Origin of the sequence: Christiangramia echinicola DSM 19838, assembly GCF_000423065.1 — a bacterium.
Classification (GTDB): Bacteria; Bacteroidota; Bacteroidia; order Flavobacteriales; family Flavobacteriaceae; genus Christiangramia; species Christiangramia echinicola.
On the sequence record NZ_AUHG01000010.1, the window covers coordinates 50,870 to 64,396 of the forward strand.

15 protein-coding genes are annotated in these 13,527 nt (G+C 38.7%); 5 read left to right on the forward strand and 10 right to left on the reverse strand.

What is annotated here, in order from left to right:
• Nucleotide 1: 1 nt before the first annotated feature.
• The 7 genes from G530_RS0100635 to G530_RS0100665 all read right to left on the reverse strand — a co-directional run bounded on the left by G530_RS0100635 (nt 2) and on the right by G530_RS0100665 (nt 5,676).
• Nucleotides 2–1,540 (reverse strand): DUF4301 family protein, encoded by a 1,539-nt coding sequence (locus tag G530_RS0100635; protein WP_026932680.1) that lies wholly within the window; start codon nt 1,538–1,540, stop codon nt 2–4.
• The gene (locus G530_RS0100640; RefSeq protein WP_026932681.1) at nt 1,530–2,108 is read right to left on the reverse strand and encodes an AAA family ATPase; all 579 of its coding nucleotides are present in this window, start codon (nt 2,106–2,108) and stop codon (nt 1,530–1,532) included. Before G530_RS0100640 ends, G530_RS0100635 begins: the two co-directional genes overlap by 11 nt.
• Nucleotides 2,069–2,701, reverse strand: a complete 633-nt coding sequence (gene pnuC, locus G530_RS0100645; RefSeq protein WP_026932682.1) for a nicotinamide riboside transporter PnuC — start codon at nt 2,699–2,701, stop codon at nt 2,069–2,071. The genes G530_RS0100640 and pnuC overlap by 40 nt, the downstream gene beginning before the upstream one ends.
• On the reverse strand, nt 2,685–2,945 hold the full coding sequence (locus G530_RS0100650; RefSeq protein WP_026932683.1) for a thiamine-binding protein: 261 nt from the start codon (nt 2,943–2,945) through the stop codon (nt 2,685–2,687). The genes pnuC and G530_RS0100650 overlap by 17 nt, the downstream gene beginning before the upstream one ends.
• 391 nt (nt 2,946–3,336) lie before the next feature.
• Nucleotides 3,337–3,723 (reverse strand): VOC family protein, encoded by a 387-nt coding sequence (locus G530_RS0100655; RefSeq protein ID WP_026932684.1) that lies wholly within the window; start codon nt 3,721–3,723, stop codon nt 3,337–3,339.
• A gap of 589 nt (nt 3,724–4,312) precedes the next feature.
• A complete protein-coding gene (locus tag G530_RS0100660; RefSeq protein WP_026932685.1) occupies nt 4,313–5,029 on the reverse strand; it encodes a phosphoglycerol geranylgeranyltransferase in 717 nt (238 codons plus the stop codon).
• Nucleotides 5,029–5,676 (reverse strand): 4'-phosphopantetheinyl transferase family protein, encoded by a 648-nt coding sequence (locus G530_RS0100665; RefSeq protein WP_026932686.1) that lies wholly within the window; start codon nt 5,674–5,676, stop codon nt 5,029–5,031. The genes G530_RS0100660 and G530_RS0100665 overlap by 1 nt, the downstream gene beginning before the upstream one ends.
• Nucleotides 5,677–5,740: 64 nt before the next feature.
• Here G530_RS0100665 and ahcY point away from each other — a divergent pair, with 64 nt between their 5' ends.
• Nucleotides 5,741–7,057, forward strand: a complete 1,317-nt coding sequence (gene ahcY, locus G530_RS0100670) for an adenosylhomocysteinase (protein WP_026932687.1) — start codon at nt 5,741–5,743, stop codon at nt 7,055–7,057.
• A 72-nt stretch (nt 7,058–7,129) separates the two neighbouring features.
• Here the strand turns inward: ahcY and G530_RS0100675 are convergent, their stop codons facing one another.
• Nucleotides 7,130–8,002: a hypothetical protein gene (locus tag G530_RS0100675; RefSeq protein ID WP_026932688.1), complete on the reverse strand. Its 873-nt coding sequence runs from the start codon at nt 8,000–8,002 to the stop codon at nt 7,130–7,132.
• Nucleotides 8,003–8,054: 52 nt separating this feature from the next.
• Between G530_RS0100675 and G530_RS0100680 the strand changes: the two genes are divergently transcribed.
• A complete protein-coding gene (locus G530_RS0100680; RefSeq protein WP_026932689.1) occupies nt 8,055–8,423 on the forward strand; it encodes a TM2 domain-containing protein in 369 nt (122 codons plus the stop codon).
• 152 nt (nt 8,424–8,575) lie between these two features.
• Nucleotides 8,576–10,372, forward strand: coding sequence for a DUF885 domain-containing protein (locus G530_RS0100685; RefSeq protein ID WP_026932690.1), 1,797 nt, complete (start codon nt 8,576–8,578; stop codon nt 10,370–10,372).
• Between the two features lie 126 nt (nt 10,373–10,498).
• Here the strand turns inward: G530_RS0100685 and G530_RS0100690 are convergent, their stop codons facing one another.
• Complete coding sequence (locus G530_RS0100690) at nt 10,499–11,122, reverse strand: peptidase associated/transthyretin-like domain-containing protein (protein ID WP_026932691.1); 624 nt, start codon at nt 11,120–11,122, stop codon at nt 10,499–10,501.
• Between the two features lie 153 nt (nt 11,123–11,275).
• Here G530_RS0100690 and G530_RS0100695 point away from each other — a divergent pair, with 153 nt between their 5' ends.
• Complete coding sequence (locus G530_RS0100695) at nt 11,276–11,773, forward strand: YybH family protein (protein WP_026932692.1); 498 nt, start codon at nt 11,276–11,278, stop codon at nt 11,771–11,773.
• 53 nt (nt 11,774–11,826) lie between these two features.
• Here the strand turns inward: G530_RS0100695 and G530_RS0100700 are convergent, their stop codons facing one another.
• On the reverse strand, nt 11,827–12,060 hold the full coding sequence (locus G530_RS0100700) for a hypothetical protein (protein WP_026932693.1): 234 nt from the start codon (nt 12,058–12,060) through the stop codon (nt 11,827–11,829).
• 161 nt (nt 12,061–12,221) lie between these two features.
• Here G530_RS0100700 and dinB point away from each other — a divergent pair, with 161 nt between their 5' ends.
• Nucleotides 12,222–13,442, forward strand: coding sequence for a DNA polymerase IV (gene dinB, locus G530_RS0100705; protein WP_026932694.1), 1,221 nt, complete (start codon nt 12,222–12,224; stop codon nt 13,440–13,442).
• Nucleotides 13,443–13,527: the final 85 nt, after the last annotated feature.

The following is a 13,527-nucleotide window of genomic DNA, read 5'->3' on the forward strand; positions in this document are numbered from 1 at the left end:
ATTAACGCGGCTGGTGAGATTCTTTAAGCAAATCTGAAACTGTCTTCACAGGATTAAAGGTTTCTACTGGCACTTCTACAAAGATTGTATTCCACTTCGCCATTCCTCCATTCCATAACCCCGGACGTTCCAATGCTTTTAAAGGTTTCCCATCTTTGGTTTTATCAGCAATAAAACTCATCTCTTCATCAACATATTCATGAAGATCGAAAGCTTCGCCTTTATGGTCTTTTAAACTACACACAATATCCACAGGATTAAAGTGAGTAGCTTCCCGGGCTGTTTTTGCCTGTTCAGGATTATCATTATCTATCTGCGCTCCTTCGATGATTTGAAGAGATATCTCTCCATTCTTATCTTTTACCAGGAATGGACCACCTCCGGGCTCACCTTCATTCTTAACCATGCCGCATACTCTTAGAGGGCGATGTAGTTTTTCCTTCAGATATTCTACAAAAAGATCCTCATTAGAGGAGCCTTTAATAAAAAGTTCATCATTCAAGAATGCCTGAATTTCATTTAATTTTTCTGAAGACACATTCCCTTTTTCCAGGATCTCCAGATAATTGAAAACTTTCTTCTGAACCTGGAACAGTTTACCTCCCAGCATTTTTTTATGATCCACAACATTCTGAAGCGCATCTTCAGTCACTACATTATCGATGTTCTTTACAAAAACAATTTCTTCGTCAAGCTGGTTCATGTTTTCGATAAGTGCCCCATGACCACCAGGCCTGAAGAAAAGATCATCTTCTTCAGTTCTAAATGGTTCATAATCGTTGTTTACAGCAATAGTATCTGTCTTAGGATCCTGATAGGAGTATTCTATCTCGAATTTTACTCCGGTCTTCTCTTCTACCCGCTCCTGAATTTCTTTCCATTCACCCTGGAATTTTTCTTTATCTCCTTCAGCGACCGTAAAGTGAAGTTTCGCAACTCCATTTACCTCCAGATATTTTGCGGCTTCAAGTAAATGTTCTTCGAAAGCCGTCGCGATATGAGTTCCGTATTTATGAAAAGGCACCAATCCCTTAGGCAAATTGCTTAAAAACAATCCATCTGATTTCAGAATAGTTTTTACCAGTAATTTATACTGGGCATCATGAGAAAAGTCATCATAACCAGAATGATTTTTCCTGGTCTTTTTAAGAGCGTGCTCATAAAACGGCAGTTTTTCAATATGATTAAAAAAATGCCTTAGATCTTTGTCGCCGGTCCCATCTATATATTCCCGTAATTCATGCCTTTCTGGATCAAATTCATCAGCGAAATTGTGCAGTGATTTAAACATTCTTGATGCAGCTCCAGACGCCGGAACAAATTTTAAAATCTCATGTTTGTCCTTTTCGGTATCGTAAAATTCGATTAGCTCATGTTTTTCAGCAGACTCAATCTTGCTAATTCCGTTCCCTGTTGTTGCTGCCTCGGTGATGTCGACTTTTATATTTCCGCGTTTGAAAATTTCTATCTGCTCTTCAACTTCCTTAGAGGTTATACCTTTTTCTTCTATTTGTAAAATATCTTTTTCACTAAAATTCACGGTTCTTCTCTTTTATTAATTGGTCAATTTTTTTCACTGCGTTATTAAAACGCACTTCCCTGTCTCCTTTTAAAATAAAATAAGGTTTTTGATGTAGCTCCAGTGCTTTTTGAAATCTCTGGAACATCTCTTCACGGTCGCGAGGTTTGTCCCTTAAATCGTCTGGAGTCCAGGGAACATCAATATACGTTAAAAAGTAGAGATGATAGTGGTTGTTTAACGCATGTTTAAGAAGTTGCGGGTCGCAATAGCCATCATAATAAGCTTCAGAATAAACCTTTAATTCGAGCAGATTAGTGTCACAGATCAAAAGTTCTTCTGCCTCTTCTGAAAGTCGGTTTTCTGCTTCCATTTGTCCTTCGGCGATAGGTATGATATCCTTAGGTTCACAAATACGTTTTTCAGAATTCCATACCTCCTGAAGGTATTCCCGCATATATTCCTTAACCATTGGTTCCTGATAGTGCCTGGCAAGATCTTCAGAAAGTGTGGTCTTTCCGGTAGATTCAGGTCCAAAAAGGACGATTTTTATGCAGGACGCAGGTCGTTGCGCAAGTTTTTCTTCCATGCTTTATATCCGTAAATAGCAATGATGGTAAACACCAGATATTGCAGACTGGTAAAGGTAAGTCCTTTGTAAAAATATAGCGGAACTGAGATAATATCACCAATGATCCAGTAGATCCAGTTTTCGATCTTTCTTTTCGCCATTAACCACATCCCCACAAAGAAGATCGCGGTAGTAATTGTATCTACATATGCCGTCCAGTTATTCCATTTATCGAACCACTCATAAACTGCAAAGACAAATAATAAAGTTCCTATAAATATAAAAACAGACTGTATTTGTTCCCTCTTCGTAGTTGAAGTAATGGGTGTATAATGTTCCGAATCAACTTTTCTGGTCCAGATATACCAGCCATAGATGCTCATCGAGAAATAATAGGCATTTATCATCATGTCCCCTAACAGTTGCCATTGCCAAAGCAGATAGACAAAGATCATCGTACTCACGATCCCTGTTGGGTAAACCAGGATATTATTTTGTTTGGAATACCATACCGATAAGAATCCGAAGATCACCGCAATGATCTCGAGAATTATAAAAAGCGTTGGGTAATCTGAATACTGCTGAAAGAAAAAATCAAAAATCGGCTGCATACTCGCTACGGTCAGATTTTACGATCTTCACATACATGAGGCCGCGGTCTATGGCTTCAAATGCATTTTTGATCTCTCTATTTAATAATCCCATCACCTCATCATAATCTCCATAAACCTGGGTGCTCAACGGATTTTCTTTAACCGTAAGACCAGATTCACGCATCTTTTTAATGAAGTTAATAATAGCTGGTTCGTAATTATCCTGAATAGGGGTTAGTGTAAGTTCAACTGAAATATTCATAGTATTCTGTTTTCATCCCAAAGTTAGCCAAAACTGAATGGAAATCTGGTAATTGATAATGGACAATTAAAAACTGACTATAAAGGTGAAGAAACTTCCTATTAATTAAAAAGTCATTTCGAAGAAGCGAAGCACCTGAGAAATCTATTTTATATCGTTTCGAACAAAATGAATTGGTCTCAACTACCCGAGATTTCTCTCTTTGGTCGAATTAACAAAAAAAGAAAATCCCGTTATGAAGTATCCCTAGAATACGCTCATGAAGACAAGTTCTTAACCGGCATGCTGAAATTGGTTTAGAATCTCAATAGACCCTGAATCGAGTTCAGGGTGACGAAGAATTATAATAAGATTGTTCAACTTGTTACACTGAGCCTGTCGAAATACCTTTCTATTGCATGGAATGAATCCCGATCATGTTACCTTCGGTATCCTTAACCAGACTTATAAAACCGAATTCCCCAATAGACATTTTCTCTCTTACTAAATCCCCGCCGGCATCTTTAACCCGGGATTCCTCGACACTGCAATCTTCACTTCCAAAATAAACAATGGTACTATTACCTCCAGCTTCCACACCCTCGACATGCACCAGGGCGCCAGATGTTTTTCCTTTTGAATCCATATCCCCTGGAAAAGAAAGCATTTGCAAGGTATCTTCTGTTGGATTACCCAAAGGAGTTAATTTAGTTTTAAAGACTTGCTCGTAAAAAGATTTGGCCCGGTCCAGATCATTCACATAGATCTCAAACCAAACTACCGGATTTTCAGTTTTCATAATTATTTGATTAAAAGTTAAACAGACTTAAATTTAACCTTTTTTCAATCAGAATTTAAAGGGGAGATTTTGCTGATTTTATGTCATATCATGTTCACATTGAAATGCTCGTACGGACTTAGTTTTAGCATAATTCAATTTCGCTAAGGAGGACAGTTCCAGGTCATTTCGAAGAAGCAAGGCGACTGAGAAATCTAAATTTTAAGATTTCTCCCTTTGGTCGAAATGACAAAAAAATCCAGTTGTGAAGTTTCCTCGACTACGCACTGGATGAAAAATCCTAAACCGTCATGCTGAAATTAATTCAGCATCGCTGGAGACCCTGAATCGAGTTCAGGGTGACGAAAAATTATATTAAGATTGTTTATCTTGTTACACTGAGATTGTCGATGTGCTCCTGTGTCAATACAAACAAAATGAGCTGTCTCAACTACGTAAAGATTTCTTCGCTTTGCTCGGAATGACCTTTGGAAACGGATGTCATACTGAAATTGAATCAGCATCTCAGGAGACCCTGAATCGAGTTCAGGGTGACAAAGAGGTATATTAAGATTGTTTAACTTGTTACACTGAGCCTGTCCAAGTGCTCTTATTGCTGAAAAGATCCATTTTCGAAAGCAGTTCCAATCACCACTAAATCTGCCCCAGCATCATAAGCTTGCTGGAGTTGTTGTGTGCTACGGATTCCACCACCTACAATAACTGGAATATTCAATTCATTCTTTACAGAACTAATAATTTCCGAAGAAACGGGATTATTCGCTCCACTACCCGCTTCCAGGTAGATCAGCTTTTTACCGGAATATTGCCCCGCCAGCGCGGTATTCACAATTTGCTCAACATTCATCTGAGCTAATGGAACTGTATTACTCACTTTCTGAACCGAAGTTTCTCTGCCGCCATCGATCAGAATATAACCTGTTGGAATTATTTCAAGACTCGTATTTCTGATCTTTTTTACAGAACGAACTTGTTGCTCGATCAAAAATTCAGGATTTCTCCCGGAAATAAGGCTTAAAAAAAGTAAAGCATCGGCATGTGAAGAGATCTGACTATGATCTCCGGGAAAAAGTATTATTGGTAATCCACGCAGGTTTTTAAAAGCCTTCACCACTGCACAGGTTCTTCCTTCTTCAACGGTACTTCCTCCAACAAAAATATGAGTGGTTTCCTTCGGTAAATTTTGAATGAATTCAGAAATACTGTTTTCATCAAATTTATCAGGATCTACAAGTACCGCCAGGAGCTTCCTGTTTTCATAAGCTGCCTGCTGAATTTCTTCCAGATAACTTTGAACTTCGATCATCAGGCTTTCGGCTTGGAATTAGAAGGTAAAGCATACACACACGTAAAATTTTCAAATTCCAGGAAATTGACGTCAAACCAGTCATCAATTCCATTGAATCTAACATGGGTGGTAGTTTCAGCATCATCGAAATCAAAGTCGGTCACATTGATATGCTGTAAAAACCCAACCCCGGGTTGAGCCAGCATCTTATATACAGATTCCTTGGCACCCCAAACGATTGTAAGTTTTCGAATTAAAGCATCTTCATTAGCCAGGGTATGATATTCATCCAGCGGAGTGAATTTATTAGCAATGGTAAGGATCTTATTTCGCTGCTTTTCAATATCTATCCCCACATCTCTATCGCTAATGATGATCGCAGTGAAGTTGAAAGAATGCGTGATAGAAATATATTTATCATCTTTAAGATGGGGTTTCCCATGATCATCATAATAAAGATCGTGATCTGTATAACCAGCTTCAGCCATCAAATGCCTGATACTCATAAAACCACGACGATGTATTTCAGACTTCATTCCATCAACTCTCTTCTGGCAATGATCTGTTAATTCAACACCTTGAGACAGCCATTCAAAAGATTCTTCAACCTTCCAAATGAAGACTTTAGTACGTTCATCAACTGTTATTGTTTTAAAAAGAGGCATAAAATTTATAAGCTTTTCCTTATTTTTGCAAGCACAAAAATTGCTAATATTCAAATATAATAATATGTCAACTAAAACAGTACCGTATACCGCCTATAAAGTAAAAGATATTGAGCTTGCCGAATATGGACGCCGCGAAATAGAACTTGCTGAAGCAGAAATGCCAGGTCTTATGGCCCTTCGTAAAGAGTACGGAGAGTCTAAGCCTTTAAAAGGAGCGAGAATTGCGGGATGTTTACATATGACGATCCAGACAGCAGTATTAATCGAGACGCTTGTTGAGCTTGGTGCTGATGTTACCTGGAGTTCCTGTAATATTTTCTCTACTCAGGATCACGCTGCTGCTGCTATTGCTGCTGCCGGAATTCCGGTTTATGCCTGGAAAGGAATGACTGAGGAAGAATTTAACTGGTGTATTGAGCAAACACTTTTCTTTGGAGAAGAGCGTGAACCCCTGAATATGATCCTTGATGATGGAGGAGATCTTACCAATATGGTTCTTGATGAATATCCTGAACTTGGTAAAGGTATCAAAGGTCTTTCTGAAGAAACTACTACGGGAGTTCACAGATTATACGAGCGTATGAAAAAGGGGACACTTCCTATGCCTGCTATCAACGTGAACGATTCGGTTACAAAATCAAAATTCGACAATAAATACGGTTGTCGCGAGAGTGCTGTAGATGCGATTCGTCGTGCTACAGATGTGATGCTTGCCGGTAAACGTGTAGTTGTTTGTGGATATGGTGATGTTGGTAAAGGAACGGCTCAATCTTTTAAAGGTGCAGGTTCTATTGTTACTGTTACTGAAATTGATCCTATTTGTGCTTTACAGGCTGCTATGGATGGTTTCGAGGTTAAGAAACTTGAAACTGTACTTCCAAAGGCAGATATCGTGATCACTACTACAGGAAACAAAGACATCGTACGTGGAGAGCATTTTGAAGCAATGAAAGACAAGACCATTGTTGCCAATATTGGTCACTTTGATAACGAGATCGCCGTTGCCTGGTTAAACGAAAAGCATGGTGATTCTAAAATAGAGATCAAGCCACAGGTTGATAAGTATACCATTAACGGGAAAGATATCATCTTGCTTGCTGAAGGTCGCTTAGTAAACCTTGGTTGTGCTACAGGTCACCCAAGTTTTGTAATGAGTAATTCATTCACAAACCAGACTTTAGCTCAAATAGAACTTTGGAAAAATACTGATGAGTATAAGAATGAAGTTTATATGCTGCCTAAGCATTTAGATGAAAAAGTAGCAAAACTTCACCTGGAAAGAATTGGTGTAGAGCTTACAGAGCTTAAGCCAGACCAGGCAGAATATATCGGGGTAACGGTTGAAGGACCTTACAAACCTGAATACTACAGATACTAAATAGATCTAAAATATTAGATATAAAAAACCCCGCGGAATGCGGGGTTTTTTTATGCTTTAAAATTTTGAATTCTACTGTTTTACAATAGTGACCGCGGCCTTTTCGCCTTCTTTTAGATTGGTAAGTGTAGAAACGAAATTCCTTGAATCCTTAAATTGAATTTTTACGGTGTTGGGAGCAGATGTTCCCACATTCAGGGCAATCACTTCAATTTTAGTTTGTTTTTCCTTTAATTTAAGAGTGATCACTTTCTTCTCTTTTGTTACGGTAAAGTCTTTAAAGTAATGTTCTCCGTTAATGATTAGATCTATCATATCACCGTCCTCTTTCCCTGCATCGAAAATGGTGAATTCCACTACCTGGTCTTTAGTAAGTATGTTGAGATTTTCATCATTGGCGATGATGTTCATACTCAATGTATCCAGAGATTTTACCAGGTTAATTTTCTTCTTGACCTCAGCCTCTACTTTATTTGTGCGTTGGATCTTTTTGTCCATTTTTTCAGCTTTCTTGATAAGCTTTTGAATACTGGCCATTCTAATTTCTCCATCTATACATTTCTCACCATCAGTATAACGTCCCTCAAAACTACCTTCGATTTCCTCAATATCATGAACATCTCTAACCTTTCCACTAAAATGTACAAAGCAAAAATCATCCTGTACAATTGGTGATTTGGTGTAAATAATATGCTCTTCGTGAAATTTGAATTCTTTGGTATCTTTATTATAGGTGCCTTTTACAATAGATTTTGTTTCATGGCTACCACCAAGATCTGTTAAGGAATATCCCGAAATCCTATCATTTTCGAGTTCAAAAGCAATTTTATAAGATATATAAGAAGTATCATTTAATTTTATAGTTCCCATATACTCAGCATTTTGCTGAGAATAGCTTTCAAATCCAAACAAAATAATGAACAGAACTAATAATTTATTTAGCATTTAATTAACTTTTTTATTTAATTTGGCAAACATAACCGTTAATCTTTTAAGAATGAAATTAAAATTATTTCTGACGATTTTTGTTTTCGCGTTAGCTTTTAATTCAAGCTACGCATCTTTTCCTGTTCAACGTACCGTAGCAGCAACTGAAACTATTTCAGTTGAAACTGAAGAAGGTGGAGACCTTTTTTCCCCGGCAGCTTTAGCTGGAGAAAAAAGCCAGGGAGTAGCAATGATGCTTCTTCTTTTCGCTGGAATCGTAGCAGCTCACAGATGGTACCTTGGTAGCCCATGGTATTGGAATGTACTTTACATCATCACTTTGGGTGGATTAGGGATCTGGGCTATTGTAGATTTCATCGGTATCGTTACCGGAAGCTACGAGCCTAGAAATGGAAGATATAAGAAAGACTTCTTCTAGAAAACAATCAAAATCTGACCCTACATATAAAACCCGCCCAAAGGCGGGTTTTTATTTTTATAGAAGCCCGATGATTTTTTCATAGCGAACAGTTATAAAATTTAACTAAGGCCTTTTTCCTATCTTTAAGTATTAATCGCAAAAAATTAAAGATGCTTAAAAACAATATTTTATTATTCTTCCTTGCCTTAAGCCTTATCGGCTGTAAGAACGAGCCTGAGAAGAATCCAGTCCAGGATGAAAAAGCTCAGGTAAGTGCAAAGTTCGACACTATCCTGAACAATTATTATGAAGATGGATTGAAGCTGAATCCAATTTCGGCAACTACATCTGGAGATATGCGTTATAATGACCAGTTTCCAGATTTTCTATCAGAAGATTATGAAGACAGCTTAAGAAATTATTACACCCAATCCAGGGATGAAGTTAATGCTATAAATACCGAGCATCTTAGTGATACCGAAAAAATGAGCAAGGACATTCTGCTTTGGGAATGTAATATGAATCTTGCTACCATGGAATTTAAAAAGCAAAAGTATATGCCAATAGATCAAATGTGGTCTGTAAACCTGTTTATGGGTCAATTGGCTAGTGGTGCAGGCGCCCAACCTTTCAAAACTGTTGAAGATTACGAAAACTGGATAAAACGTGTTGAAGGTTATCTTACCTGGATGGATTCTGCTGAAAAGAATATGCGTGAAGGCATGGAGCAGGGATATGTGTTACCTGCCTCATTGATTCAGAAAGTGATCCCGCAGATGGAATCTATGACCGGCAGCAATGTTGAAAATCATTTATTCTACGGACCCATAAATAATTTTCCGGATAGTTTTTCAGATGAAGAGAAGAAATGTCTGACTGAAGAATATAAAACGATGATCACGGAAAAGGTGATTCCGCAGTATAAAAAAATGCATAGCTTCTTAAAGCAGGATTATTTACCAAAAGGCCGGGAGTCTAGCGGAATTGCAGATATTCCGGAAGGTGAGGCATATTACAAACATCAAATAAAGCTTTATACCACTACAGATATGACCGCTGAAGAAATTCATCAGCTTGGACTTGATGAAGTGGCCAGGATCTCCAGGGAAATGGAAAAAGTAAAAGAAGAAGTTGGATATGAAGGTGACCTGAAATCCTTTTTCAACCATGTGCGTGAAAGTAAAGAGTTGATGCCATTTACTAAACCTGAAGAGGTGATCACAAATTTTGAGGAGATCCATAAAACTATGAAACCAAATATCGACAAACTTTTCAGTGTAACTCCAGAAACAGAATTTGAAGTTAGAAGAACTGAAGAATTCCGTGAAAATTCAGCTAGTGCCGAATATAACCCGGGATCTCTCGACGGGACCAGACCCGGCATTTTCTATGTTCCTATTCCAGACGCTTCTTCCTACAACACTTACAGCGATGAATCATTATTCCTGCACGAAGCCATTCCCGGGCATCATTACCAGATCTCTCTCACGCAGGAAAATGAGAATCTGCCAGATTTTAGAAAAACATTATGGTATAGCGGTTATGGCGAAGGCTGGGCATTATATTCAGAATCCCTGGGAAAGGAACTCGGGTTGTATACAGATCCTTATCAATATTTCGGGACTCTGGGTGCAGAAATGCATAGAGCGGTGAGATTAGTAGTTGATACCGGCTTACACAGCAAAGGCTGGACTCGTGAAGAAGCGATCCAGTATTCTCTGGATAATGAAGCTGAACCAGAAGCCAGTGTGATCTCCGAAATTGAGAGATATATGGCCAATCCGGGACAGGCATTGTCTTATAAGATTGGACAGCTAAAGATCCAGGAACTAAGAGAAAGAGCTAAATCTGAACTTGGGGACAATTTCGATATCAGGGAATATCATAAAGAAGTTCTGGAAACCGGCTGTGTTCCGCTTCAATTACTGGAAAATAAGATAGACAACTGGATCGCCGAAGCGAAATAAAATTTTTATAAATAGCAGAAAGGCCCGTCTGAAATTTTAATTATCGTCATCCTGAACTTGATTCAGGATCTCTAGAGAAGCTGAATCAAGTCCAGCTTGACGGCTAAAATTTCCAGACGGGCTTTTCTATTGATAACCTGGTATTCCCTTACCGAGAATGAAATCACGTTCAATCAATTTCATTTCACCATTTTTCTGAAGTTTAACCACACCGTTACCCCCACGTGGAGGATCTTCCATATGGTCATTGGTAAGCAAAGGGTCTTTTTCAAAGTGATAGGCAGATAAATAATAATATTTCCCGTCGGGCTCCAGAATGAAGGGGTGAATATGTGCGGGATTCGCGCTATCTGGATAACTTCCGGGAACCTGTGTATAAAAAGTATAACGCCCATCCTTGCCGGTCTTTATCCAGCCGCGAATATATCCGTGCCGGTCTGCCCAGTTCTTTTCATCTCCTTTAGTTGGGTAAATACCTTTGGCATTGGTATGGTGAATGTACAGCACAATATTCTCAGCCGGTGTACTTCCATCAGCCTCATAAATAATTCCAGTTACTTTCAGTTTATTTTCTGCGGAAGAAAATTCTGGAAGTGTATCTATAGCATTCAAATCCTTGTCTTCATACTCCAGTACTGCCTCACAACCTTCGCAAGGTCCACCTACAAGTCTCGGTTCACCTTGCTGTTGAGATCTGGCACATGAAAAAAGTAGAAGGGAAATTCCAAAAATGACAATTCTTAAGTCCATAATTATATTATTGCATCTTAATTTACTTAAAAATTGATTATCAAACAATTAACCACTGACCCCGGAAAAATTTCATTTGATCCAAAAAAAGCCGGAGAATTAATTCAAGTGCGCGTTTTTATTTAAATTGAAGTCTAACCAATACCGATAATTATGAAATTACTCAAGTTACTCCCCGTTTTCGCCCTGCTTTTATTCGTTAGTTGTGGCGACCATGAAAAAGAAACCGACGACATGGATGATATGGCTCAGCAGGCTGAAGTCCGTGATCCTGCAGATGCCAATAAACAATGGATAGATGCCTGGAACCGTAATAACCCACAGGAACTGGATACGCTAACTTCTGCAGATGCAGTACTTTATATGGAAGGAGAAACCATGAATACAGATAGTATTCGTTCCTGGTATAATAATGTGGCTCCAATGATGAAAGACCTTAAAACTTCTCCTGAAGTAGAGTATGCCAATCAGGAAGTGGCATACGAGGCTGGAACCTATAGTCATGGTATTAAAAATGACAGTTTAGAGGGCACTTATGAAGGTACTTACACTTTTATCTGGAAAAAGATGGATAACGACTGGAAGATCCAGGTAATGAATATTGCCGGAAAAGATGAGGACACAACTTCTACAGATATTGAAGAAGAATAAATTCTTTCTGTTCGAAAAAACAAAAAGCTCTTTCGTTTGAAAGAGCTTTCTTTTTAGTTGAGTGAAGACTGAAAGTTCTTCATCATTTTATAAATAACTTTAAAAACGAATTTCCGTTTTTTCCTTTCCGGACTTTTCTCAAAGCGGAATTTTATGAATTTCCCTCCCGGGTCATCGCCAGAGAACTGATAATTTGTACCATCTAAAACAAAACGTGTCTTTTCTGAAAAAACAAAATCTGACACATATTTCTTTACCAACCTGCTTTTACCTGAAGAGTCTTTCATAGTTTTTGGTTTTTGGTTAGAACAATTAAGGTACGAAAAAAATCTATTGGTGATATTTCATTCATTTCTACATTTCATTTTTTAACGTTCGCTCCACATCCTAAACCGGAATAATTTTATAATTTTGGAATATTTCCAATTAAAAGGAATTATTCCTATTTATGAAGAATACAAAATCTATAATTCACCTGGATCTGGATACGTTTTTTGTTTCGGCAGAAAGGCGCCTGGATTCCAAGTTAAATGATAAACCGCTTATTGTAGGTGGGCTGGGAGACCGTGGTGTGGTTGCTGCCTGCAGTTATGAGACCCGGAAATTCGGGGTGCACTCGGGTATGTCTATGAAAGTGGCGAGACAACTTTGTCCGCAGTCTGTGGTCATTAAAGGGAATGCTTCCACGTATACCAAATTTTCTCATGAAGTGACCGAGATCATTCGCAGTAAAGTACCTTCTTTTGAAAAAGCCAGTGTAGATGAATTCTATGCCGATCTAACAGGAATGGATCGCTTTTTCGGGATCACTCAGTTCGCGAAAGAACTTCAGGAAACCATTAAAAAAGAAACACATTTACCCATCTCTTTCGGACTCTCACAAAACAAGGTGGTTTCCAAGATCGCTACCGGCGAGGGGAAACCTTATGCGCAAAAGATCATCGAAGCAGGCACCGAAAAAAGTTTTCTGGCTCCGCTGGCAGTGAACAAGATCCCGATGATAGGAAACAAAACTTTTCAGAAGCTGTTAAATCTTGGTGTACGCAGAATCGAAACCATACAAAAGATGCCGGTGGAAGTACTGGAAAGTGTTTTAGGCAAGAACGGCCGTACTATATGGAAAAGAGCCCACGGAATCGATAACCCGCCGATCATTCCCTTCCACGAGCGAAAATCGATCTCTACCGAACGTACTTTTAACCGGGACACGATAGATATGATCCGCCTGCATGGGACGATGGTAGCAATGGCTGAAAGTCTTGCCTACCAGTTAAGACGAGGCAACAAACTGACATCTAATGTGAGTGTGAAGATCAGGTATTCAGATTTCCAAACACACAGCAAACAGGCGAAGATACCCTATACCAGCGCAGATCATATTCTTATCCCGAAAGTAGAGGAGCTATTCCGGCAGCTTTATAGTAGAAGGTTACTCATCAGGTTGATAGGCGTTCGCTTTAGCGGACTCGTAGGAGGGCATTATCAAATCAATCTTTTTGATGATTCTCAAGAGATGCTGAATCTTTATAATTCGCTGGATAAGATTAAAAACCGGTTTGGGGAACATAGTGTGATGCGAGCCACTTCTATGGACGCAAAAACGATCGGCCGGATGGGAAATCCGTTTAACGGGGAACCTCCAATTGTGCTGGCGCATAGAAAACAATAAAATAATTGATAATGGAGAATTGACAATTGATATAGGAAAAGTGATTGAATGTGAGATTCTCACTAAGATAAGATTCTTCACTTCG